This window comes from Aurantimonas sp. 22II-16-19i (genome assembly GCF_002088275.1).
Lineage (GTDB): Bacteria > Pseudomonadota > Alphaproteobacteria > Rhizobiales > Rhizobiaceae > Jiella.
Genome location: NZ_AQQS01000036.1, coordinates 1 through 22,685 on the forward strand (window position 1 = coordinate 1; position 22,685 = coordinate 22,685).

The following is a 22,685-nucleotide window of genomic DNA, read 5'->3' on the forward strand; positions in this document are numbered from 1 at the left end:
CCGAACGATCCCGGTGATCATTCGTGCCCGTTCCGTGGGCCGGCGGTGAGGCGATGATAGGCGAGGGGCGGGAGGGGGAAGATATCTTTTTTGCCTGGCAGGACGCGCGCCCTCTCTCCCCCTCATGGGAGGATGAGCAATTTCATCATCTTGGCGAAGCCAAGTGAGTGAAATCGCAAGAGAGGGGTATCCCCGTTCGCCGCGAGCGGGACGAAGGGGCGCATCGGCGATGCCGCGTTGCATGGGCGGAAACGGTGAAACCCCTCTCTTGCGATTTCTATCGTTTAGCCGCTCCGCGTCTAAGCCGATGAAATCGCTTTCTCCCCCACAATGGGGGGAGAGGGCGCTCGCCCGTATGCCGAGGCGCGTGCTGGCGTTGTCGGTGACACGGTGAAAACGTCTGCTACGATCGGAGTGTCGGCTTTACCACGGCGTAGATCATGATCAGAGGTGTTGCGGAAGAAGGCATACTGCCGCGTATGGGTCGATAGTTGCAAATAAAGATCCTAAATGGTGACAAAAGGATGCTTTTGGAGATCGATCCGGCGACGTTCCCGATGACACGGCTCTCGGCGTCGGGTCATCTTCGACATCGGAGGCAACAAGTTCCGCCTGATCGTCCACGTCTCCTACAGGTTTCGCCGGGTTCTGGTGAAATTCGTCGGAGCCCATGCCGAATATGACCGCATCAATCCGGAGACCGTCTGATGGATATTCGACCAATCCGCGGCGAGGCCGACTACGACTGGGCCCTGGCCGAGATCGAGCACTATTTCCGCGACGAGCCCGAGCGGGGAACCCCGGAGGCGGGCCGGTTCGACGTTCTGTCGTCCCTGATCGAAGCCTATGAAGCGAAGGTCTGGCCCATCGAGGCACCGGATGCCGTGGACGCCGTCAAGGTCGTGATGGCCGATCGCCAGATCTCACGCGAGGATTTGGCGCCGCTGTTCGGTTCGAAGTCGCGTCTGTCGGAATTCCTCAACCGCAAGCGGGGGCTGACGATGGCGGTGGCGAACCGGTTGCATGCGGAATTGCAGATTCCGGCAGAGATCCTGATCCGGCCCTTCGCTCTTGCGACGCGGGCGCCGGCCAAGAAGGAACAGGAGACGGCCCGGGCGTGAGCGTGGGTTGGGAGATGCCGGGCTGATCGCGGAGAAGGCGAGCTTCATCGTCGCCATCGGGGGCCTCTCTGGATCACTCCGCCGCATCGACATCCCGCCTGCGCGGAAGCCGCGCCGTCTGCCAGTCGCCGGGGGCGAGGACCTTGCTGGCGGAGAGGACCTCGATGCCGATGACGCGGCCCTCGGCGTCGAAGTCGGTGATGAAAGGGCCCGTTTCCTCGGATTCCAGGATCTTGCCCCGTCCGATGCGGAAGTAGACGGCGTCGGCATCGGGATCGTAGGTCGTGTCGATCATGGCTGCCCTCTTCCCTCGTCCTTCGACAGGCTCAGGATGAGGGAAGAGGGCGGTCGCTCCCCATCCTGCGAGGACAAAGGCGGTGGCGCCGCACTCGGCAAAGACAGTGGCATCGCACTCAGCAAAGGCGGCTGCGCCGGATCCGGCAATAAGACGATACCGACGGCAGCAGTCGCGTCGAGGGCCTTATCGGGCGGGTCAGTCGCCACGGTTCAGCCATCGCCTGGTATCGTCTCCGCTCTGGTTGCGGGAGAGGTCCGGGAGGCGATGATACGCGCGCGCGATCAGCGCCTCCTTTTTGGCGCGGGACCAGCCCTTGATCTGCTTTTCGCGGGCGATCGCGTCGAGCATGCGGTCATAGGATTCCGTAAAGACGAGTTCGACGGGGCGGCGCTTCTTCGTGTAGCCCTCGCAAACGCCTTCGTTGTGTTCCCATAACCGGGATTCGATCGGCTGTTTGGTCAGGCCGGTGTAGTAGGAGCCATCGGCGCAGCGCAGGATGTAGACGGTGGCGTCGAGCATTGCCTCTTCCCTCGTCCTTCGACAGGCTCAGGATGAGGGAAGAGGCAGGCGGCGGCAAGTCGCGGTCGTCGTTCTGGTTCGTCGAACTGGGCAGCGGTCCGTCAGGATGGGGCTTTCGCAGCCGGGCTTTCACGCGGCGTCGCAGTAGCCCCTCATCCTGAACCTGTCGAAGGGCGAGGGGCGAAGGGCGCCGGGAGTGCCTGCCCCCTCGTCCTTCGACAAGCTCAGGATGAGGGAACAGGCAGGTCGCGGCAAGTCGCGGACGTCGTTCTGGTTCGTTGAATTGGGTACCGGTCCGTCAGGAGGGGGCTTTCGCAGCCGGGCTTTCACGGGGCGTCGCAGTAGCCCCTCATCCTGAGCCTGTCGAAGGGCGAGGGGCGAAGGGCGCCGGGAGTGCCTGCTCCCTCGTCCTTCGACAAGCTCAGGATGAGGGAACAGGCAGGTCGCGGCAAGTCGCGGTCGCCGTTCTGGTTCGTTGAATTGGGTACCGGTCCGTCAGGAGAGAGCTTTCGCAGCCGGGCTTTCACGCGGCGTCGCAGTAGCCCCTCATCCTGAGCCTGTCGAAGGGCGAGGGGCGAAGGGCGAGGGGCGAGGGGCGAGGAGGGTGCCTCTTCCCTCGTCCTTCGACAAGCTCAGGATGAGGGAAGAGGCAGGTCGCGGCAAGTCGCGGACGTCGTTCTGGTTCGTTGAATTGGGTACAGGTCCATAAGGAGGGGGCTTCGCAGCCGGGCTTTCACGGGGCGTCGCAGTAGCCCCTCATCCTGAGCCTGTCGAAGGGCGAGGGGCGAAGGGCGCCGGGAGTGCCTCTTCCCTCGTCCTTCGACAGGCTCAGGATGAGGGAAGAGGCAGGCTGCGGCAAGTCGCGGACGTCTTGAGGGGAAGGGTAGCGCCCCGCTCAACCATCCATCTTCAGCGCGGCGATGAACGCCTCCTGCGGAATTTCCACCTTGCCGAATTGGCGCATGCGCTTCTTGCCCTCTTTCTGCTTTTCGAGGAGCTTGCGCTTTCGGGTGGCGTCGCCGCCGTAGCATTTGGCGGTGACGTCCTTCCTGAGCGCCGAGATCGTCTCGCGGGCGATGACCTTGCCGCCGATCGCCGCCTGGATCGGGATCTTGAAGAGGTGGTTGGGGATCAGCTCCTTCAGCTTCTCGCACATCGCTCTGCCCCGCCTGTCGGCCTGGGTGCGGTGGACCAGCATGGAGAGCGCGTCGACCGGCTCGGCATTGACGAGGACGGAGAGCTTCACGAGGTCGCCCTCGCGATATTCGGTCATCTGGTAGTCGAAGCTGGCATAGCCCTTCGAGATCGACTTCAGCCGGTCGTAGAAGTCGAAGACCACCTCGTTCAGCGGCAGTTCGTAGGCGACCATCGCCCGCTTGCCGACATAGGAGAGGTCGAGCTGGATGCCGCGACGCTCCTGGCAGAGCGTCAGGATGTTGCCGAGATAGTCGTCGGGGGTGAGGATCGTCGCCTTGATCCAGGGCTCCTGGATGTGGTCGATCCGCACGACGTCGGGCATGTCGGCGGGGTTGTGCAGCTCGATGTCCGAGCCGTCGGTCATATGGATCTTGTAGACCACCGAGGGGGCGGTCGCGATCAGGTCGAGGTCGAACTCGCGGGAGAGGCGCTCCTGGATGATCTCGAGGTGCAGGAGGCCGAGGAAGCCGCAGCGGAAGCCGAAACCCAAGGCGGCACTGGATTCCATCTCGAAGGAGAAGCTGGCGTCGTTGAGCCTGAGCCGGCCCATGGCGGCGCGCAAGTCGTCGAAGTCGGCGGCGTCGACCGGGAAGAGGCCGCAGAAGACGACGGGCTGCGCCGGCTTGAAGCCCGGCAGCATCGTGGTGGTCGGGCGCTTGTCCTCGGTGATGGTGTCGCCGACACGCGTATCGGCGACCTCCTTGATCGACGCGGTGATGAAGCCGAGCTCGCCGGGGCCGAGGGCATCGACCTGGACCATCTTGGGGGTGAAGACGCCGACCCGGTCGACCGGATATTTGGCGTCGGTGCCCATCATGCGGATGGTCTGGCCCTTCTTCAATTCGCCATCGATGATGCGCACGAGGACGATGACGCCGAGATAGGCGTCATACCAGGAATCGACCAGCATCGCCTTGAGCGGCGCCTTGCGGTCGCCCTCCTTCGGCGGCGGCAGGCGGTGGACGATCGCCTCCAAGACGTCCTCGATGCCGAGGCCGGACTTCGCCGAGATCATCACCGCCTCGGAGGCATCGAGGCCGATCACCTCCTCGATCTGCTCCTTCACCTTATCGGGCTCGGCGGCGGGCAGGTCGATCTTGTTGAGGACCGGGACGATTTCGAGATTGTTGTCGAGGGCGAGATAGACATTGGCGAGCGTCTGCGCCTCGACGCCTTGCGCCGCGTCGACCACCAGGAGGGCGCCCTCGCAGGCCGACAGCGAGCGCGACACCTCATAGGCGAAGTCGACATGGCCGGGCGTGTCGATGAGGTTGAGGACGTAGGTCTCGCCGTTCTTGGCGGTGTAGTGCAGGCGCACGGTCTGCGCCTTGATGGTGATGCCGCGCTCGCGCTCGATATCCATCGAATCGAGCACCTGTTCCTTCATGTCGCGCAGCTCGAGGCCGCCCGTGTTCTGGATCAGGCGATCGGCAAGGGTCGACTTCCCGTGGTCGATATGCGCGACGATCGAGAAGTTGCGGATGTGGGACAGCGGAGTGTTCGCGGGCATGGTGCTCATGGTCCGCGATATAAAGAGAGTTAACGCGTCTTGGAAGCGTTCGATTGCGCGCGGGGGGAGAGATTTCGGGCGCAGGGGCCGGGTCGGCGCAAGTTCGGCGTTCGCCGCGCCGCCTCAGCGCCCGGCGAAGGCGGCGCGTGCCTGGGCCGACTGGCGGTGATGGGTGTGGCAGATGGCGATGGCGAGCGCGTCGGCGGCGTCGTCCGTGTCGAAGGTCGCCTTCGGCATCAGCACCTTGACCATCATGTGGATCTGCTTCTTCTCGCCATGGCCGACGCCGATGACGGCCTTCTTCACGGCATTGGGCGCATATTCGGCGACGGGGAGACCCGCCAGCGCCGGCACCAGGAGGGCGATGCCGCGGGCCTGGCCGAGCTTCAGCGTGGCGACGGCGTCCTTGTTGACGAAGGTCTGCTCGACGGCGGCCTCGTCGGGCTTGTGGGCATGGACGATGCCGGTCAGCCCCTCATGCAGCTGGCAGAGACGCGAGGCGAGGTCGTACTTTGCATCGGAGGTGATGGTGCCCGAGGCGACGAAGCGCAGCGAATTGCCGATCGTCTCGACGATGCCCCAGCCGGTGCGGCGCAGCCCGGGATCGATGCCGATGATGCGGATGGGGGTCTCCATTAACATTTTGTTCAAACTTTCTCTTATCCGAATCGCTGGCGATTGGACAGACGAAACATGAACAAAGATGAAACGAGGAGGGCCGGGTGAGAACATCGCGGCTCGCGGGACGGCCGCGGCCGCGCTATGATCATGGCGAACGGAGGCGATGGCGATGCATGAAGCCCAGACCATCAAACGCATGACGCCGGACGAGTTTTTCGTCTGGCAGGCCGAGCAGGACCGGAACTACGAGCTCGTCGACGGGGTGCCGGTGCTGCCCGCCAAGGCGATGACCGGTGCCAGCCGGCGGCATGACATCGTCAGGTTCAACCTCCTCGGTCGCTTGCGGGAGAAGCTTCGCGGCAAGCCCTGGCAGCCGCATGTGGACGACCTGTCCGGTCAAGACAGGGACGGCAACCTGCGGCGGCCGGATGTGACCGTCGGCTGCAAAAGCGGGCCGGGCAGAGCGAGGGAGGCCGGCGAACCCTGCGTCCTGATCGAGGTGCTGTCGCCCTCGACCATCACATTCGAGCGGTTCCGCAAGGTGGAGGAATACAAGACCAACGCCAGCGTCCGCGTCGTCCTGCTCGTCGCCTCCGAGACGGCCGAGGTGATCGTCTGGCGCCGGACCGGCGAGGGCGCCGCAAGCTGGCGCTCGGAGATCGTCGAGGGGCTGGCCGCGACGATCGGCCTGCCGGAGATCGGCTGCGAATTGGGGCTGGGGGAGGTTTATGAGGAGACGGGGGTGGGGAACGGGTAAAGTCGGTCCGGAAAATGGGCCCCTGGTCACGGTAGGGACAGCTCAAGAACACTAGGTCAGCTTTCCGAACCATGATTCGACCTATATGGAAGCAGCTACCCAGTCTAGACGCTTCCGTTAACGCGCTCTAAAAGCCGGGCGACGACACGAACCGCGATATCAGCTGAGACCACACAGCCATAGATATGTATATCGTCGCTTTTGCTGGCATCAGCCAAATCGACAACGGTCTTTACGGAAAAGAAATGTCGAATCGGAAAAGTGGAACTATGGGCAGCATAAAAGACGCCATAAGTTTCCATATCTAATGCCGCTACTTTCCGATGCTGATTTATTATATGTGAGAGGCGGCGTTCGTCGGCAACAACTGCGGATCCCGTCGCCATCGGTGCAATGATCGGCTTGTGTAAAGTCGAGGGTCTAGTTAAATGTCGACCGATCCTCGCCTCAACATTCGATATGAGTTCGGCGTCGTCGAAAATGTGATCAATGATACCCCGGGTCTTCGACGGAATCGGTATCTGCAACGGTGAGATTTCAAAGGAGTCGTTCGACCATTTTCCCGCTTGATAATCCCAAGCGAGCGACGCAGCAACTACTTGCCCCAACTCCACGTTTTCCCGGAAGCCTGCGCAAATACCGCTCATGCAGCACACTTTCGGCTTGAGGAGCTCAATCGCGCGTCCAGATTCAAGTGTGGCCGTCACAAGTCCCATTTGGCTAAGACGCAGAATAGCGCCCACCCCAAACGCATCAGATGTTACAAATCGAAGGTTCAATCCATCAATACTAACATCCGATATATGCTTTAGACTAGTACCATCAAAACCCGCGCGTTCCTCATCAAGCGCGCAGACAATAAGGTATTCCGTCGCAGGAATAGACCTCAGGCCCGCCCGCTGTTGTTGTATAACGTTGTTAAGTGCGTTTTTCCACGTGCTTCCCCCATCAAACTCAGTAATTATGACGGCCCATTCATCGAATCTATTACGATAGGATGCCACTTCATCGGGGTATGCTGACAAACATATCACTTTGGTGAACCGGTTTGGCCCTCCAGCTCTCAACTGCACAAGAATCTCAAACCCGGACCGACTATCTGGCGCTCCACCACTCAAATAGGGAACCATAAGGTCTAATATGATTAAGTCAAAGCACCCGGTCATTCCAATTCTAATAGCATCAGATACGCTTTCCGATTCGCAGATCGTCAGCAGTTCATCGAAATCCTGTGAACGGAGAAAATTAGATATTGCATTTCTCTTCACAGGATCGTCTTCTACTATTAATATTCTCATTTCAGACCAATTCTCTGCACTATATCGATAAATGGGATTTGCCAGTCTGGTTTGTCGAACTCATATAGAATGCAATCTACAATATTCAAGCCAAATTTTTCTGAAAGAATAGCGCCTGAATCGGAGAGCGAAATATCATATCCATTGATCTCAATGTCAGGGTACTGAGTGACGATCACGAACCTTGATTTGTTACGCAGCCGCCCAGCTAACCGTAGAACTTCGATGCCACCTTGCCCTTGAGGCGAACCACCACCTCCCGGTCCGGAGATATCAAACGTGGGCAACGACATGTCGAGTACTACCAGTTCATAATCCCGCAACGACACGGCTCGCAATGCTGCAGTGACAGAGGCGGCTCGTTCTACACTCCGGCGGCATCGTAGATCAATTACCTTCTGGATATCGTTCAGCTTATAATCGTCATCTTCAACCAATAATATATCAGCCACTATCGTCCTCTTAAGGTTAGTATCGACGCAGGCAAGTAGATGTTGAATTCGATACGCAACTCACTCTCGTGAGCATAAAATATGAGAGCGGCGCTTTCGGACCGAATGTTTCGCATTATGCCGACCGCCTTTCGAAGCCCCGTGAAACCCTCTTGTACAGCAGCAGAATCGATCTCTTCTTGGATTGGCGACAGCGCGCTTTCAATTCTGAGCTTCGCGTGTTCAAATGTAGCAAGCGTGTCAACCTCAGAGTGTATTGATACGACAATGACAGTTTCAGATGCCCCGTCCTCGCCCGATTCCGCTTGAACCAGAATTTTTCCGCCTTTAGATCCGTACTTTGCAGCATTGCCGATTATTACGAACAAAATATCGCCAAATGCATCAAAACTAGCTCGATTTAGCAATAGCGCTTCGTCTACCCGAACGTCCTCGGCGAACTTATAGTCAGGGTCCAATTCACGAACGATAGAAAGCGTCGAAGTGACAAGCATCCGCAAGCTATAACTGTCCCGGCGAAAAACCGGCCGAATAAACCATCCGCACACTTCGTGAATTTTTTGACGGCTCGTAGCAACAAGCTCCGATACGACTGGGTAGACATGAGCCTGCGTTCTTGGATCACATGCGTTCCACAAGTCGACAAGGCCATTATTGATTTTCGGCAACAGTGTCCTGAGAAGATACATACGGAGGAGCGCTAAGTCGGCCTCGGTACAATCCCAGCACAACGCGTAAAGGTCGGGAAATAGATCATAGCCACCCTTGCTCGTGTAAACTCGATCTCGTATCTGAAACATGGCCGCGTCTAAGTGCGCAACACTCGCAACACGACCCCAATCAGCGCGTATCAGGCCTCTCTCGGGGTTTACGTGATTCAATTGAATTACATTGCGTCTCGCATCATCCAATTCAGCAGCAGTTTCCTTGCGCCACTCTTCGACCTTCTGCGCAAAGTCCGCGACTTTTTCATCACGCTCTTCTACTTCCTGCAGACGATTTGCTACCCTCGTTAGCGGCGTCATCACCGAGCCGCTAAGCGTTCCGTGTCGAATCCGCCTGCTTAAGTAAGCATCAAGACCAAAGCTTTTGTCGCGGGCGAATGCGATAAGCGTCTCGGATAAAATGCTCAACAGGAGGTGCTCAGATCCAACTTCAGATGGCGCCATTACGTCATCTTCAGCGGCTGCTTGTTCACTTCTGTTTAGGTAACGAAGTAGAGAAAATTCAGTTCGACCTGGGCCTTCGGCTAAAACGGTTTGCGTGTAACGGCTTACGGCATTTTTTTGTGTCTCGTCGAACCACTCTCTCAGCGATTCTTCGTCCACGTGGATCCGCGTGCTGTCTAGATCGGTTCTAATATCGAGAGTTTCGAGTTCTCGGGAGAGGGAAGAAATCTCATCGTTTAACGATTCGTATAGATCTGAGTTTGTGGCTATAAGCCATCGACATATTTTTATACGCGATATGAGAACGTCCTTTGTTGAGGACATCAGCAGGAATAGTCGTTCCAAGAAGCTACGAGTCGACAATGTTGCGATATGTTGAGCAGTTGCACTGTTACCGTCAGATATATACTGAATGAAGTCTTCCACATTTGAAAATCCCGAACTATGTATAATAGACATTAGCGTCAGCCGTCGCTCTAGATCGTTGTCGCGGCTGCGATGACGCCGGAAAATGATGTCTTGTGCGACGAAAACAAGAAGGTCTTTTCCGCCCTCAACTGCTTCCTGCGACAATGTTGAGAGGGCTTGATCTGAGATGAAATCCTGCAGCCCTTCCATGCCTGCGAGGGTGTTCGCTAGCATTCTCCTATCGCGCGACACGGCGTTTATGTTCTGGTCTAAACTCGTCGTGAGCAAACTGGCAGAAATTAGCGAGTTTTCTCCGGCTTGAACGTCAGGCGATATGCTGGATCGGTGCCACAGACTTTGCTCGCTCGAGAGCTTTTGGATATCCTGAGGTGTTATATCTGGGTCATCAAGTAAGGCTCTTATTCGTTTTGCCCATTGATCGTGATTGTAGCCACGCTCTTGAAGAAAGAGGTAGTTAATCGATGTGCGGATACTCGACGACGTTAAAAAATCCGAAAAAATAAAATGCATCCTATATACTTCGAGGTCATTGAGTTTGCTGTTGTGATCTAGATAGGCAGCGCAGGGGTGAATTGTTGCGCGCGTAAAGCGGTGGGAAAGAAGGTGCGTGATACGTTCGTCGAGAACGATTGTTTGGCATTCGAATTCGTCGATGTTCGATGTCTGCCAAACATAAATTGCGGAATCGACGAGTGAAGCGGTGCTAAACCGAAGACATGCTGTGGCGTCGTCGACTGCATGAGTGTTTGCGCCAAGGATCGCTTGACGCAGTAATACTTTGTACCACTCGTCTTTAATAGACCCGGGTTTAAACAGGTCATGCCAGTATCGTATCGAAACGCACGGATTAAATGTCGGATCTATCAAATCATATAGAAACTTGCAGTATACGCCCCAAAAGCGGCGCGGGTGGCTTTCTGTCGTGCGCCTGACGAATTTCGTGAGGGCTGGCAGTCCGCCGGATAGTAATTTAGCATACAAAATTTTCTTCAGTAAAAGTAACGACCAGCCGTAGTCGCGAATATGGTCGTCGATAAGAACATCATCGGCTTTTTGCCATACACCAGTTTCTAGACGAAAGTTAATATCAGCAATACTCTTGAGTGCAGCGACAAGCTTGGGGGCGTGGAAGTTCAGTCGAGCGATAAGCAGGGCGCGTTCCCTGGGCCGGCTGAGTGGCTTGAGACGTATAAGTCCGGTGTGGGGAACGAGTATTGTGTCGCTAGGGAAAGTGTTACCAAGGCCTGGAAATGGGAGGCCATGTCTATCTTCGCAGAGTTCGAAGATTTGAACTGATTGCTCGAGACCCATAGTAGCGCGAATCGTTTGAATGTTTTTCGCAAACGGGCGTTTTTTTTTGGCAAAAAGAAACGGCCTGAGTTGGTTGCGGACGTTTTTTAAGTCGGTCTGCCCGCGTCCCATTTGGTATCATTCCTACTTGTTGCGCTATTCACGTTCCGCATTCCAGGTGATGCGGCAGGTAAGCGTGTATTCTAGTCATACTCGATCATAACACAACCGCAGTTTCTGCGGGTCAGAACAGTCCTCGGGCGGTTTGTTTGATAAGTGGCAACATTTCGCCAAATTGTGCTGACGTGGGGGTATGTGGTGTAGGCAGGAACTGAGAGGCGCGGGGACGGGAGGCTGTTACCAGACGTCATTCGAGTTTCAGCCCGAGTAAAAGGAAGCGCCGGGCTCGGAGTCGTTCCGGCGCCCCCTACTCACGCTGCCGAGAGCTTCGCCATCACCGCGTCGTCGACCTCGAAATTGGCATAGACGTTCTGGACGTCGTCGTCGTCGTCGAGATTGCCGATCAGCCTGAGGACGCTCTGGGCCTTCTCCTCGTCGACCGGCGTGCCGGTCTGCGGCCGCCAGATGGCGCGCACGCTCTCGGCTTCGCCGAGGGCGGCCTCGAGGGCGGTCGAGACCTCGCTGAGGTCTTCGAAAGCGGTGATGATGGTGTGGCCGTTGTCGTCGGAGACGACGTCGTCGGCGCCGGCCTCGATCGCCGCTTCCATCACCTTGTCGGCGTCGCCGACCTTGGCCGGATAGACGATCTCGCCGACCCGGTCGAACATGAAGGCGACCGAGCCGGTCTCGCCCAGCGCCCCGCCGGACTTGGTGAAGTAGGAGCGCACGTTGGAGGCGGTGCGGTTGCGGTTGTCGGTGAGCGCCTCGACGATGACGGCGACGCCGCCCGGCCCGTAGCCCTCGTAGCGGACCTCGTCGTAATTGTCGCCTTCGCCGCCGGAGGCCTTCTTGATGGCGCGGTCGATGTTGTCCTTGGGCATCGACTGGGCCTTGGCGTTGTTGATCGCCAGGCGCAGCCGCGGATTCATGTCGGGATCGGGCAGGCCGGCCTTCGCCGCCACAGTGATCTCGCGGGCGAGCTTGGAGAACAGCTTGGAGCGCACGGCATCCTGGCGGCCCTTGCGATGCATGATGTTCTTGAACTGTGAATGACCGGCCATGGGGAGCTGCTCTCGGAATGTCGGTGGTGAAACGTGGGTGTCATATAAAAAAACTTCGCCGGTCCGTCCAGAATCATCCATGCGGCGGTGCAGCGGACGATCGCCGGTGACGCGCGCCGGATCGCTTGTGTGCCAGAGCCGGCTCGGGATGGGCTCGGGGCGTCAGAGAAAGTCGCCGTCGACGAGAAAATCCTCGCGCACGGGCCAGCGCTCGTCGCCGAGCGCCACCTTGCGGCGGAAGGGAAAGGCCTCGAAGAGCGGGCCCTCGTCGAAGTCGTAGATGGAGGCCTGCCTGTCGCACCATTCCAGCACCTGGTGCCAGTCGAGCGGGCGCCCGCGCGGCCAGATGAAGGCCGGCACGGTGTCGCGGTCGAGGATCGAATAGAGGTCGCACATGCGGTGATCCATCAGCCGGGTGTCGGCGATCCGCATCTCCTGGGGGCCCAACGGCGTCGTCGCACCGAAGTAGAAGGCGGGAATGCCCAGCGCCTCGGCGACGACGAGGCCGTGCAGCGACGTCGACAGGATGCGGCGGCAGCGGCCGATGGCGCCGACGACCTCGCCGACGCCTTCGACCGAGCGCCGGGTGATCGGGTTGATGAAGGCGATGCGGCCGGAAAGATCCTCCGGCACCTCGTAGCGGCGCAACTGCGGCTTCAGCGCCGCGCCCGGCCGGCGCTCGGCCCATTCGGTCAGATGCAGGACGACGCCGACGTCGTGGATCTTCTCCTGCCGCGCATGCTCGGGCCAGATCCGGTTGGCGAACCAGCCGGGATCGCCGAACACCTCCGGGCTCTCCACCCCGTTTTCCGCGAGGATCCGCCGCGTGTGCCGGCCCCGGCAGGCGGCAACGACGAAGCGCGTCGCCGCCGGCAGGTGGTAGCCGTCGGCGTCGACATTGAGGCCCGGGCTGATGGCGTCGAGACCCGATCCCCAGAGGCGGACCGTGCCGCCGGAAAAGTTCTGGGCGATCGTCCCGATGGTGGAAAGCCGGGTCTCCCCGCTCACGAAGGGCTGCTTTCGCAGCCGCCGGCCGGAGATCGCGCTGACGACGATCGGGCCGAGCGCGTCGCCGAAATTCACATAGGGCTGGTCCTCGGCCATGCTGGCCCAGGTGAGGTTCAGCTCCCGGTTGAGGGCCCGCCGGGACAGCTCGATGCGGCGCCGGGCCCGGGGGAGGAGCGTCGTTTTCAGGAAGGAGATGTCGGAACCTCGGCGCAATCGATCACCATGTCCCTGTCATTTCCACATCGCCCGCCCGCCTGTCCATCTCCCGCGCCCTTGCAACGGCCATGATTTGCCGAAACAAGGCCCGACGAACCCGGCAAGGGTGAGGTCGCCGCGGACGCTGTCGCGGCAGGGCTGGGACAGATCGGCTTGCCGGCTGCCGAGACCGCAGGGGAGTTCAGGACATGGCGCTCGATCCCTATTGGACGGAGGCCTGCGAGGCGGTCGGCAAGCTCCTCGCGGACAAGGGGCCGCTGGCGGTGGCACTGCCGGGGGAGCTGCGATCCCGCTTTGCCGGCAGCGTCGCCTATGGGGCGGCCGCCGATGCGGTGCTGCTCCACAAGGGGATGATGAGCGTCATGCCGCTGGACAGCCTGGTGCAGACAGCGGCGATGACGCCGGTCTTCGAGAACGCCGTGTTCGTGCTGCATGCGCGCGGGGCCAATCCCGTCCAGACGACACCGGCGGGCGGCGGGATGCTGCGGCGGCTGTTCGGCAAGGCGCGCCCGTCGGCGCTCGAGGCCTATCTCGGCGACGTCGCCGCGGCGCGCTTCTCGGGCCGGCAGACGGTGTTCCTGCACATTCCGAAGACCGGCGGCACGTCGATCTTCGCGGCGGCCGCGGGCCGGTTCCGCCGGCCGCTGCAGCTGCGCTCCAACGCCGAACTGATGGAGACGCGCGACCATCTGCCGGCCCACGACTTCATCTCCGGCCACATCGCCTTCGACGCCGCGGAAACGGTCCTGAAAGGCGCGACCTATGCCACGCTGGTGCGCGATCCGCTCGACCGGCTGGTCTCGGCGACCGGCCATGCGCGCCGGCCGGGAGAGACCGTCCGGCGGCTGCCACCCGACATGGGCGCCCTGCGCACCTGCCGGCTGAAGGCCTTTCTCGACACCTCGAACGGCCGGGCCGAGCTCTTCATCCAGCAGGGGATCATCGCCGGATTGCGCGGACCCGTGCCGGCCGCGCGGCTGGAAGAGCGGCTGGAGCGCATCGCCGTCGGCACGACGGAGAACATCGCCGCATTCCTCGCGCGCAACCGCCGGCTCCTGAAGATCGAGCCCGGCGAGGTCGGGCGCCGCAACGCCACCGCCGAGCGGGACCTCCTGGTGCCGCAGGAGGAGATCGAGGAAGCGCTGGCGCATCATGGCGACATGATCGAGGAGGCGCGGGCGTTCTACCGGGCCATCGCCGCAAGGGAAAACGCCTGACGCCTCGGCGGGCGGGGCGGCCGCTGCGAACGGCTGTCGACGCCGAGTGCCGGCGATGACCGTGGGAGAGGATGGAACAGCGATGCGCAGGACGAAGATGCCGCCACTGCCGCTGACCGGGGGCTGCCAGTGCGGAGCGGTCCGCTACGCGATCAGTGCGGTGCCGAGGGTGTTCTATCTCTGCCATTGCTCGGAGTGCCAGACCCAGACATCCAGCGCCTTCGGCGAGAGCCTGCGCTGCGATCCGGCGTCGGTGGTCGTGACCGGGACGATGAAGACGACGCGGCGGGTGGCGGAGAGCGGCACGGTGCGGCTCGGGGACTTCTGCCCCGCATGCGGCGTGCGCATCCAGCACCGGTCGGAGGGCGATCCCGGCCGCCTGAACGTCAAGGCGGGAACGCTCGACGATCCGAGCTGGCTGGTCCCGGCCGGCCATATCTGGACGCGGTCGAGGCAGGCCTTCGTGACGATCGGGGCAGACGAGCTGAGCTATCCGGAAGGGCCGGACGACGGCGGCGCGGCGATGGCGGCGCGCTGGCGAGAGATGCTGGGCCAGGGGGGCTGACGGGGCGGCGGGCGGAGGTCGCGCGGGCCCCGATCGGTCAGATCGGACGACCTGTCAGGGCCCCTGCGGTGCCGGATCGCCCCCACGAAGGCCGCCATCCCGGCGATGTCTTCCGGATGGCGTGTCAGCCGGGCTCCGGCGACAGGCCGCTCTGCCGTTCGGCGTCGAGTTCGGCGAGGCTTTCCAGGGCGGCCCGCACGATCTCCTCGCGCACTTCGAGTTCGCCCGCGCTCATCGCCGTGCGGTCGTAGTCCGACCAGAGGATCCAGCGCGACAGGCTGCGCGCCTCGGCGCTCTGCTGCAGGAAGATCCGGATGCCGGAATGGCGCTCGTCGGCGATGATCGAAACCATCAGCGCCTCGATGGCATCGAGCGGCCCCTCGAGAAGCTGGGTGAAGCGGTGGAACTCGTGGATCAGGATGCCGGTGATCTCCAGCTCGGCGTTGCGCCGCGCCGCGATCGCGGCGATCCGCCGGAGGTCGTCGGCGGAAATCTCGGGCGAGGGGCGGGAGACATAGGCGAGCCGGTAGATCGTCATGATTGCGGACCTTCCTGCCGGCGCCGGATGCGCCACCGGCCGAGCATCGGTGCGGCGGATAACGACAATATGACTTTGCGCGCGAAGCGCCAACTGCTCCCTTCTGCCATCTGAATCCGGCCGCTGCGAAAGGCGGCGGGAGCGATGGGAGGCGGGCGATGGCTCCGAGGCCTGAAGCGCGGGACAGGCGGGGACCAGCGGGCGGCCTTGCGGCCTTTCCGATCGCGCTCGCCTTCGGCCTCGCCCTGGCCGTGCTGCCGGCGGCATCTCCGGTCCTTGCCGGCGAGGCGGGAGCGGCCGGCACGGACCCGTCTGCGGGCGAAGGGTCGGCGAAGGCCGATGCCGATGCCGATGCGGGGGCGGGGGCAGGGGCAGACGACCGTCTGTTCGAGGCCCTGAAGGCGGCGCCGGACGAAGCGACCGCGCGCGCCATCGAGGACCGGATCTGGCGCTTCTGGATGCAGGCGCCGGATGCCCGCACCGGAGAACTCGTGCGGGAGGCGATGGCGCGGCGCGAGGTCTACGACGTTGCCGGCGCGAAGAGCCTGCTCGACGAGGCGGCCGCCCGTGCGCCCGACTATGCCGAGATCTACAACCAGCGCGGCTTCGTGCGGTTTCTCCAGGACGATTTCGACGGAGCGCTCGAGGACGTCGACCGGGCGATCGAGCTCGAACCCCGGCATTTCGCGGCGATGGCGGGGCGGGCGCTCATCCTGATGCGTCAGGGGCGGCACCCGCTCGCCCAGAAGCAGCTGCGCGAGGCCGTCGCGATCGACCCGTTTCTGAAGGAGCGCGGCCTCATCGCCGGCGAGCCGGAACCGCCGGCGAGCCCCGGCGTCGATCTTTGAGCCGGGCGGCCGGAGAAGGGCGGCCGGAGAGGGACGGCTCTCTCGTCGGCAGGCCGAGCCGGGCCTCGCAGGGAATGCGTCCGCCTGCGCCGAACGCTCAGCTGCGATGACGGCTTGTTGATTTGGCTCGGCAGCGGTTGCTTGTAGCCTTTGCCGGGGAACGGCCGGCCGGGGCGGCGCGCCGCGACCACCGGGCCGGATCGCGTCCGCCGGCTCGATCCCGTGCGTCTTCTCACGCCGCCGGCAGGGGAGTTCAGCGTTGCGACTTCGTCTTCTCGGTATGCTCGCGATCGGCTGGCTCGTCGGTCTCGCCACGATCTTCGCACTGGGTGGGGGCATGGTTGGGGGCACGGGCGCGAATGCGCAGACGGCGTCCGATCCGCGCGACCGGCCGAGCCAGTGCCGGGCGATCGCCAGCCTCGTGCCGAAGGCGACCTTCGCGCAGTTCTCGCCCTCCGAGCGCGGCCTCTTCGACGGGCGGGCGGGGGACCGGACGGTGACGATCACCTATGTCACCCATGCGACCTTCCTGATCGAGAGCCCGGGCGGGGTCACCGCGGCGACGGACTTCGCCGGCTATGCCGGACCGGTGCTCCCCGACATCGTGACGATGAACAAGGCGCATTCCTCCCACAACACGCCGTTTCCCGATCCGGCGATCCGGAATGTGCTGAAAGGCTGGAACCCCGAGGGCTACGGGCCGGCGAACCACGCGCTGACCGTCGGCGACATGTATGTGCGCAACGTCACCACCGACATCCGCTCCTGGGGCGGCGAGATGGAGGCCGACGGCAACTCGATCTTCATCTTCGAGGTGGCGGGGCTGTGCATCGGTCATCTCGGCCACCTGCATCACGGCCTGACCGACGACGACTATTCCGCCATCGGCCGGCTCGACATCCTGATGGTGCCGGTGGACGGCGGCATGACCATGAGCCAGGAGGGCATGGGCGAGATCGCCGAGCGGCTGCAGTCGCGGATCATCCTGCCGATGCACCGCTTCGCCGGCCCGATCGAGCGGTTCCTCGCCAAGCTGCCGGGCTTCGACGTCGAATGGCGGGGCGAGGACAGGATCACGGTGTCGGTCAAGACCCTGCCGGACCGGCCGACGGTGATCGTGCTGCCGGGCGTCTGACGCCGGGCAGCGGCCGCCGCGGCGCGGCACGCTGCAGGTCGGCGGGCGAGCGCCCCATAGCACCAGGCGCGCGGCTTGCCAGCCAGCGGCGACGGGTCTATGGCACCCATTGCAAGATTGCCTTACATCATCGCCCCCTCCCGGCCCCTGATCGCCGCGCTTGCGCCGCCCCGATCGGTCCGGGGCAGCCGCCACGAGCGCCTTCCCGCCGCGGCCATTCCGGTTGACCAGATGCCCGAAAACTCGACGCTTCGCCGTCCCTTCATCGTCGCCGCGATCATGGGGGCCATGGCGATGATCGCCATCGAGGCGACGATCGTTTCCACCGCGATGCCGCAGATCGCCGGGCAGCTCGGCGATCTGCACCTCTATTCCTGGGTCTTCTCCGCCTTTCTCCTCGCCCAGACGGCGATGACCGTCGCCTTCGGCAAGCTCGCCGATCTCTACGGCCGCCGGCCCATCCTCCTGATCGGCATCGCCATCTTCCTCGCCGGCTCGCTGCTCTGCGGCCTCGCCTGGTCGATGCCCTCGCTGATCGCCTTCCGGCTGATCCAGGGCGTCGGCGCCGGCGCCATCCAGCCGGTGGCGCTCACCGTCGTCGGCGACATGTACACGGTCGAGGAGCGGGCCAAGGTGCAGGGCTATCTCGCCAGCGTCTGGGGGATTTCCTCGGTGGTCGGCCCGCTGGCCGGCGGGCTGATCATCCAGCATCTCTCCTGGGCCTGGATCTTCTGGATCAACATTCCGATCGGCATCCTGGCGGCGGTCGGCTTCGTCGTCTTCCTCAACGAGGACATCGCCCGCGAAAAGCGCAGCATCGACGTCCTCGGCGCCTTTCTCTTCGCCGTCTCGGTGGCGGCGCTGATGGTGGCGCTGACCGAGGTCGGCTCGTCGACGAGCGTCGTCGTCTCGGCGCTGGCGGTGTCGATCGCCACCGGCGTGCTGTTCGTCGTCCAGGAGCGCCGGGTGCGCGATCCGATGATGGACATCGCGCTCTGGCTGCGGCGGGCGATCGCCACGGCCAACCTCGTGACGCTGCTGAGCGGCATGACGGTGATCGGCCTGACGACCTTTTTGCCGATGTATGTGCAGGGCGTGCTCGGCCAGTCGCCGCTGGTCGCCGGCTTCGCGCTGACCGCCATGGTGCTCGGCTGGCCGATCGGGGCGACCGTCGCGGCGAAGAACTTCAAGCGCTTCGGGCTTCGCCCGATCCTGCTGTTCGGCGCGGCGCTGCTGCCGATCGGCGCCAGCGCGTTCCTGTTCCTCGGGCCCGGAATGTCGCCGCTGATCGCCGGCTTCGGCTCGCTGGTCATGGGCTTCGGCATGGGCTTCCTCACCAACGCCGCCATCGTCATCGTCCAGAGCTCGGTCGGCTGGAGCGAGCGGGGGGCGGCGACCTCGTCGAACATCTTCGCCCGCAATCTCGGCTCGACCCTCGGGGCGACGGCGCTGGGCGCGGTGTTCAATCTCAGCCTCGCCCATGGCGGCGGCGGCGCCCTGCCGGCGAGCCTCGACAAGATTCAGGCGCTGCTCGAGCAGCCGGGCGCGATCGCCGCCGATCCGCAGACCCAGACCGCGCTCGACCATTCGCTGAACCTCACCTTCTGGGCGATGTTCGCCGTCGCGGCGCTGACCTTCGCGCTGGCGCTCCTGGTGCCGAAGGCGCAGGCGGCGGCGGCGACCGTGCGGGTGCCGGAGACGGCTGCGGCCGTGCCGGAGGCCGTTCCGACGCCGGAGGCCTAGGCGGGACGGCCGGGGAGAATTTCGGCGCAGCGGCGGCGCGACCGGTCATAACAAGCGACTGCGGCTTGGATGTTACTGGCCGGCGAGGCCGTGGCGGCTCAGCCCGCGCACCAGGGATTGCCGTGGTTCGGCCAGGGCTGCGCGAGCCCCTCTGAGATCAGGACGTCGCCCGCGTCACGGCCGTCGGACAGGGTGATGGTGACGAGTTTGCGGCCGTATCGGTCTTGTCCGTCGCCATCCAGCGTATAGCCGGTCGAAAGGAGCGACTGCAGGCGGCGGGTGGCCTGGCGGGCGACGGCCTTTTCGCGCGGGCAATCGGGGCGGGAGATCTCCGGCGCGTCGATGTCGAGGAGCCGCCACTTGGCGCCGCCGGCCCAGCCGGTGTCGCCGTCGACGAGGCAGGTGACGCGCTTGCCCTGGCCGCAGAGGGGGAGGGCGCCCCATCGCGCCGGCAGGCCGGCCTGCCGGATGAGGGGCGGCGCGTCATACGGGCGCGCGCCGATGAGGACCGGCTCCGGCTCGCCCGACCACGTCTCCCCCGACCACATATCCCTCGTCCACGTCTCGCCCGGCCATGTCTCGCCGGAAAGGGCGAACTCTCGCCCGATCGCGGCATAGGCCCGATCGAGGAAGCCGTTCTCGTACATCTTGCCGGCGAAGATAGCCGCCGCGAACACCGTCACGACGACGAGGACGTCGCCGCTCCAGCGCAGGACGGGCGACGGCCTGCCGCGGGACCGGTGGGGCTTGCGCCGGGCGCCCTGCGGCTGCGCGCGGGCGAATGGGGACGGGGCGTTTCGCATGACCCCAGGTTGCAGCGGGCCGGTCGCCAAACCGTCAAAGCGATCGGTCGAATTTTAGGCAACGGCCGTTTTTCCGGCGCGGATGTCGCCCGGGCCGGGCGTTCCTGGTGTGAGCTTGCGCCGTGCCGGACGTCGGGCGGGAATCGGCTTGCCTCCGGTTCCCGGTGCAAGCATTGTGACGAGTGTCATTGGCCGCAGTCTTCCGGCTCCGCCCGTTCGTTCCCAGACGCCGACCCGGAGGGATTTCGAGACAATGCCGACGGATCTCTTCGCCGCACCGCTCCTGCCCTTCTCCATCGCCCTTTGCGGCGTCGTCGCGATCGCGGTCCTGGAAGCGCTGTCGGCCATCGTCGGCCACTCGCTGTCCGGGATCGTCGACGATGCCATGCCCGATCTCTCGGCCGGTTCCCACGCGGAACTCGGGGTGGATGGCGCGGCGGGGGGCGGCGTCGAGACCGGCGCCGGAACCGGTGCGCAGGGGGGCGTGGACGGAGGCTTCGAGGGAAGCTTCCTCGACGGCGCGCTGGACTGGCTGTCCTTCGGCCGGGTGCCGTTCCTCGTCCTGGTCATCCTCTTCCTACTCGGCTTCGGCGGCAGCGGCATCGCCCTGCAGGCGGCGGCGGACGCACTGTTCGGCGCGCCGCTCGCGCCCCTTCTCGCGGCGATCCCCGCGCTGTTCGGCGGCGGGCTGGTCATGCGCCATCTCGGCCGCGTTGTCGGAAGGATCATCCCGAAGGAGGAGACGGCGGCGATCAGCCGCGAGAGCTTCGTCGGCCGCATGGGCGTCGTCAGCGGCGGGACGGCGCGGACCGGTCTGCCGGCGCAGATCCGCATCACCGACGAGCACGGCACCACCCATTACCTCCTCGCCGAACCGGACGACGAAGGCGAGACCTTCGGGCCCGGAACGCCCGTCATCGTCGTCTCCCTGGCGGGTGCGAGGGCCCGTGTGATGCGTGATCCTACCGCCTGACCATGTCTCCAGAACCCCGCCGCGCCAGCCGCTCGCCAGCCATGAGGACTTCGCCACCGTGACCGAAACCCTGATTCTCGTCGGAGCCGTCGTCGCGGCGATCGTCGCCGTCCTCCTGATCTTCGCCCGGCTCTATCGCCGCTCGTCGAAGGAGGTCTCCTATGTGCGGACCGGCCTCGGCGGCCAGAAGGTGATCATGAATGGCGGCGCCCTGGTCATGCCGGTGGTGCACGAGGTGATCCCGGTCAACATGAACACGCTCAGGCTGGAGGTCCGGCGCGCCGACGAGGCGGCGCTGATCACCCGGGACCGGATGCGCGTCGACGTGGTCGCCGAATTCTACGTCCGGGCCCAGCCGACGGCCGAATCCATCGCCAACGCCGCCCAGACCCTCGGCCGCCGGACCATGGAGCCGGAAAGCCTGAAGGACCTGATCGAGGGCAAGTTCGTCGACGCGCTGCGCTCGGTGGCCGCCGAGATGGCGATGGAGGAGCTGCACGAGCGGCGGATCGACTTCGTCCAGAGGGTGCAGAACGCCGTCTCGGAAGACCTTCTGAAGAACGGCCTCGAACTCGAGACCGTCTCGCTCACCGGCCTCGACCAGACCAAGCGCGACTATTTCAATCCCGACAACGCCTTCGACGCCGAGGGCCTGACCAAGCTCACCCAGGAGATCGAGGAGCGGCGCAAGAAGCGCAACGACATCGAGCAGGACACCCAGGTCGCGATTGCCCGCAAGAATCTCGAGGCCGAGCAGATGCAGCTCGAGATCACCCGCGACCAGGAGTATTTCCGGCTGGAGCAGCAGCGCGAGATCGCCGTCCGCCGCGCCGGGCAAGAGGCGCTGATCTCGACGGAGAAGGCCCAGCGCGAGCGCGAGGCGCGGGAAGCGCAGATCCACTCTGAACAAGAGGTGCGGCGCCGCGAGATCGCCCAGAAGCAGGCGCTGGAAGCGGCCGAGATCGAGCGCCGCAAGACCATCGAACTGACCGAGCAGGACCGCGAGATCGCCATCGCCGACCGCTCGCGGGCGCGCTCGGAAGCCCAGGCCGAGGCCGATGTGGCGAGGGCGATCGCGGTGCGCGCCGCCGAACAGGTCGAGACGGTGCGCGAGGTCGAGGCCGCCGAGCGGCGCAAGCAGGTCGATCTCGTCGAGGCGCGCCAGGCGGCCGAGCGCCAGGCGATCTCGGTGCGCGTCGGGGCGGAGGCCGAGCGGGAGGCGGCCGAGGACCAGGCCGAGGCGCAGCGCCAGATCGCCCGCGGCGATGCGGACAGGGCCCGCATCCTCGCCGAGGCCGAGGCGGACGCGGTGCGCCAGAAGGCCGAAGCCGACGAGGTGCGCTTCCGGGTCGAGGCGGAGGGCGCGCGGGCGATCAACGAGGCGGCGAACATGCTGTCGGCCGAGCAGATCGCCATGCAGGTGCGCCTCCGGCTGATCGAGGAACTGCCGAAGATCATCGCCGAGAGCGTCCGCCCGATGGAGCGCATCGAGCAGATCAAGATCCTGCAGGTCGACGGACTGATGGGCGCCGCCGGCGGCGCTCAGGGCGGCCAGCACGGAGGCAGCGGCGGCGGGGGCGGCAATGGCGGCGGCGGCGAGGCGTCGATGTCGGACCGGCTGGTCAATTCGGCGCTGCGCTATCGCGGCCAGGCGCCGCTGGTCGACGCGCTCCTGAAGGAGCTCGACCTCGAGGGCGGTCTCGGCAACGTCGCGCGCAGCGTCGCAGAGATGGGCGAGCGGAAGGCCAACGGCGCCGACGCGCCCCAGCCCGGGATGAAGGACTGAGCCGGGGCTGC

At 63.8% G+C, this 22,685-nt stretch carries 20 protein-coding genes and 1 pseudogene; 10 read left to right on the plus strand and 11 right to left on the minus strand.

What is annotated here, in order from left to right; translation table 11 throughout:
- Positions 1-576: 576 nt before the first annotated feature.
- A pseudogene (locus ATO4_RS21785) lies at positions 577-708 on the plus strand (type II toxin-antitoxin system HigB family toxin); the annotation flags it as partial.
- Positions 708-1,121 carry a hypothetical protein gene (locus ATO4_RS21790; RefSeq protein ID WP_083593882.1) on the plus strand — a complete coding sequence of 138 codons (414 nt, stop codon included), beginning with the start codon at positions 708-710 and terminating at the stop codon, positions 1,119-1,121. The pseudogene ATO4_RS21785 and the gene ATO4_RS21790, both read left to right, overlap by 1 nt.
- 73 nt (positions 1,122-1,194) lie before the next feature.
- On the opposite strand, the gene ATO4_RS21795 is transcribed toward ATO4_RS21790, so the two are convergent.
- From ATO4_RS21795 to ruvC, 4 genes are all read right to left on the minus strand, one after another.
- Complete coding sequence (locus tag ATO4_RS21795; RefSeq protein ID WP_083593883.1) at positions 1,195-1,416, minus strand: DUF2283 domain-containing protein; 222 nt, start codon at positions 1,414-1,416, stop codon at positions 1,195-1,197.
- A 198-nt stretch (positions 1,417-1,614) separates the two neighbouring features.
- On the minus strand, positions 1,615-1,938 hold the full coding sequence (locus tag ATO4_RS21800) for a GIY-YIG nuclease family protein (protein ID WP_083593884.1): 324 nt from the start codon (positions 1,936-1,938) through the stop codon (positions 1,615-1,617).
- Between the two features lie 895 nt (positions 1,939-2,833).
- On the minus strand, positions 2,834-4,645 hold the full coding sequence (gene lepA / locus ATO4_RS21805) for a translation elongation factor 4 (protein ID WP_176223117.1): 1,812 nt from the start codon (positions 4,643-4,645) through the stop codon (positions 2,834-2,836).
- A 123-nt stretch (positions 4,646-4,768) separates the two neighbouring features.
- Positions 4,769-5,281, minus strand: coding sequence for a crossover junction endodeoxyribonuclease RuvC (gene ruvC / locus ATO4_RS21810; protein WP_083593886.1), 513 nt, complete (start codon positions 5,279-5,281; stop codon positions 4,769-4,771).
- A gap of 154 nt (positions 5,282-5,435) precedes the next feature.
- Between ruvC and ATO4_RS21815 the strand changes: the two genes are divergently transcribed.
- The gene (locus ATO4_RS21815) at positions 5,436-6,023 is read left to right on the plus strand and encodes a Uma2 family endonuclease (protein ID WP_083593935.1); all 588 of its coding nucleotides are present in this window, start codon (positions 5,436-5,438) and stop codon (positions 6,021-6,023) included.
- A gap of 104 nt (positions 6,024-6,127) precedes the next feature.
- Here the strand turns inward: ATO4_RS21815 and ATO4_RS21820 are convergent, their stop codons facing one another.
- The 5 genes from ATO4_RS21820 to ATO4_RS21835 form a co-directional block, all read right to left on the minus strand.
- Positions 6,128-7,321 (minus strand): response regulator, encoded by a 1,194-nt coding sequence (locus ATO4_RS21820; RefSeq protein ID WP_083593887.1) that lies wholly within the window; start codon positions 7,319-7,321, stop codon positions 6,128-6,130.
- Positions 7,318-7,773, minus strand: coding sequence for a response regulator (locus ATO4_RS27390; protein WP_176223118.1), 456 nt, complete (start codon positions 7,771-7,773; stop codon positions 7,318-7,320). Before ATO4_RS27390 ends, ATO4_RS21820 begins: the two co-directional genes overlap by 4 nt.
- Positions 7,773-10,793 carry a hypothetical protein gene (locus ATO4_RS27395; protein ID WP_139802620.1) on the minus strand — a complete coding sequence of 1,007 codons (3,021 nt, stop codon included), beginning with the start codon at positions 10,791-10,793 and terminating at the stop codon, positions 7,773-7,775. Before ATO4_RS27395 ends, ATO4_RS27390 begins: the two co-directional genes overlap by 1 nt.
- A gap of 299 nt (positions 10,794-11,092) precedes the next feature.
- Positions 11,093-11,842 (minus strand): YebC/PmpR family DNA-binding transcriptional regulator, encoded by a 750-nt coding sequence (locus ATO4_RS21830; protein WP_083593889.1) that lies wholly within the window; start codon positions 11,840-11,842, stop codon positions 11,093-11,095.
- Positions 11,843-12,004: 162 nt separating this feature from the next.
- Positions 12,005-13,063 carry a polysaccharide pyruvyl transferase family protein gene (locus ATO4_RS21835; protein WP_083593890.1) on the minus strand — a complete coding sequence of 353 codons (1,059 nt, stop codon included), beginning with the start codon at positions 13,061-13,063 and terminating at the stop codon, positions 12,005-12,007.
- Between the two features lie 191 nt (positions 13,064-13,254).
- Between ATO4_RS21835 and ATO4_RS21840 the strand changes: the two genes are divergently transcribed.
- Together ATO4_RS21840 and ATO4_RS21845 are read left to right on the plus strand one after the other, a co-directional pair.
- Entirely contained in the window at positions 13,255-14,283 is a 1,029-nt protein-coding gene (locus tag ATO4_RS21840; protein WP_083593891.1) for a sulfotransferase family 2 domain-containing protein, read from the plus strand.
- 82 nt (positions 14,284-14,365) lie between these two features.
- The gene (locus tag ATO4_RS21845; protein ID WP_245308885.1) at positions 14,366-14,848 is read left to right on the plus strand and encodes a GFA family protein; all 483 of its coding nucleotides are present in this window, start codon (positions 14,366-14,368) and stop codon (positions 14,846-14,848) included.
- Between the two features lie 124 nt (positions 14,849-14,972).
- On the opposite strand, the gene ATO4_RS27880 is transcribed toward ATO4_RS21845, so the two are convergent.
- Entirely contained in the window at positions 14,973-15,386 is a 414-nt protein-coding gene (locus ATO4_RS27880) for a BLUF domain-containing protein (protein ID WP_176223119.1), read from the minus strand.
- Positions 15,387-15,544: 158 nt separating this feature from the next.
- On the opposite strand from ATO4_RS27880, the gene ATO4_RS21855 reads away from it, so the two are divergent.
- The 3 genes from ATO4_RS21855 (at position 15,545) to ATO4_RS21865 (ending at position 19,112) form a co-directional block, all read left to right on the plus strand.
- Positions 15,545-16,234, plus strand: a complete 690-nt coding sequence (locus tag ATO4_RS21855; RefSeq protein ID WP_139802621.1) for a tetratricopeptide repeat protein — start codon at positions 15,545-15,547, stop codon at positions 16,232-16,234.
- A gap of 259 nt (positions 16,235-16,493) precedes the next feature.
- Positions 16,494-17,369: an MBL fold metallo-hydrolase gene (locus ATO4_RS21860; RefSeq protein WP_245308886.1), complete on the plus strand. Its 876-nt coding sequence runs from the start codon at positions 16,494-16,496 to the stop codon at positions 17,367-17,369.
- A gap of 99 nt (positions 17,370-17,468) precedes the next feature.
- Positions 17,469-19,112 (plus strand): MDR family MFS transporter, encoded by a 1,644-nt coding sequence (locus tag ATO4_RS21865; protein WP_139802622.1) that lies wholly within the window; start codon positions 17,469-17,471, stop codon positions 19,110-19,112.
- 98 nt (positions 19,113-19,210) lie between these two features.
- Here ATO4_RS21865 and ATO4_RS21870 read toward each other — a convergent pair whose 3' ends face one another.
- The gene (locus tag ATO4_RS21870) at positions 19,211-19,915 is read right to left on the minus strand and encodes a thermonuclease family protein (protein ID WP_083593896.1); all 705 of its coding nucleotides are present in this window, start codon (positions 19,913-19,915) and stop codon (positions 19,211-19,213) included.
- A gap of 253 nt (positions 19,916-20,168) precedes the next feature.
- Here ATO4_RS21870 and ATO4_RS21875 point away from each other — a divergent pair, with 253 nt between their 5' ends.
- Both ATO4_RS21875 and ATO4_RS21880 read left to right on the plus strand, forming a co-directional pair.
- Positions 20,169-20,888 (plus strand): OB-fold-containig protein, encoded by a 720-nt coding sequence (locus ATO4_RS21875; RefSeq protein ID WP_176223120.1) that lies wholly within the window; start codon positions 20,169-20,171, stop codon positions 20,886-20,888.
- Between the two features lie 58 nt (positions 20,889-20,946).
- Positions 20,947-22,674: a flotillin domain-containing protein gene (locus ATO4_RS21880; protein ID WP_083593898.1), complete on the plus strand. Its 1,728-nt coding sequence runs from the start codon at positions 20,947-20,949 to the stop codon at positions 22,672-22,674.
- The last annotated feature ends 11 nt before the right edge of the window (positions 22,675-22,685 follow it).

Excerpts from the sequence above, each read along its gene's own strand:
- ATO4_RS21790 (WP_083593882.1), top strand. The coding sequence starts at position 708 with ATGGATATTCGACCAATCCGCGGCGAGGCCGACTACGACTGGGCCCTG.
- ATO4_RS21795 (WP_083593883.1), bottom strand. The coding sequence starts at position 1,416 with ATGATCGACACGACCTACGATCCCGATGCCGACGCCGTCTACTTCCGC.
- ATO4_RS21800 (WP_083593884.1), bottom strand. The coding sequence starts at position 1,938 with ATGCTCGACGCCACCGTCTACATCCTGCGCTGCGCCGATGGCTCCTAC.
- lepA (WP_176223117.1), bottom strand. The coding sequence starts at position 4,645 with ATGCCCGCGAACACTCCGCTGTCCCACATCCGCAACTTCTCGATCGTC.
- ruvC (WP_083593886.1), bottom strand. The coding sequence starts at position 5,281 with ATGGAGACCCCCATCCGCATCATCGGCATCGATCCCGGGCTGCGCCGC.
- ATO4_RS21815 (WP_083593935.1), top strand. The coding sequence starts at position 5,436 with ATGCATGAAGCCCAGACCATCAAACGCATGACGCCGGACGAGTTTTTC.
- ATO4_RS21820 (WP_083593887.1), bottom strand. The coding sequence starts at position 7,321 with ATGAGAATATTAATAGTAGAAGACGATCCTGTGAAGAGAAATGCAATA.
- ATO4_RS27395 (WP_139802620.1), bottom strand. The coding sequence starts at position 10,793 with ATGGGACGCGGGCAGACCGACTTAAAAAACGTCCGCAACCAACTCAGG.
- ATO4_RS21830 (WP_083593889.1), bottom strand. The coding sequence starts at position 11,842 with ATGGCCGGTCATTCACAGTTCAAGAACATCATGCATCGCAAGGGCCGC.
- ATO4_RS21840 (WP_083593891.1), top strand. The coding sequence starts at position 13,255 with ATGGCGCTCGATCCCTATTGGACGGAGGCCTGCGAGGCGGTCGGCAAG.
- ATO4_RS21845 (WP_245308885.1), top strand. The coding sequence starts at position 14,366 with ATGCGCAGGACGAAGATGCCGCCACTGCCGCTGACCGGGGGCTGCCAG.
- ATO4_RS27880 (WP_176223119.1), bottom strand. The coding sequence starts at position 15,386 with ATGACGATCTACCGGCTCGCCTATGTCTCCCGCCCCTCGCCCGAGATT.
- ATO4_RS21855 (WP_139802621.1), top strand. The coding sequence starts at position 15,545 with ATGGCTCCGAGGCCTGAAGCGCGGGACAGGCGGGGACCAGCGGGCGGC.
- ATO4_RS21865 (WP_139802622.1), top strand. The coding sequence starts at position 17,469 with ATGGCACCCATTGCAAGATTGCCTTACATCATCGCCCCCTCCCGGCCC.
- ATO4_RS21870 (WP_083593896.1), bottom strand. The coding sequence starts at position 19,915 with ATGCGAAACGCCCCGTCCCCATTCGCCCGCGCGCAGCCGCAGGGCGCC.
- ATO4_RS21875 (WP_176223120.1), top strand. The coding sequence starts at position 20,169 with ATGCCGACGGATCTCTTCGCCGCACCGCTCCTGCCCTTCTCCATCGCC.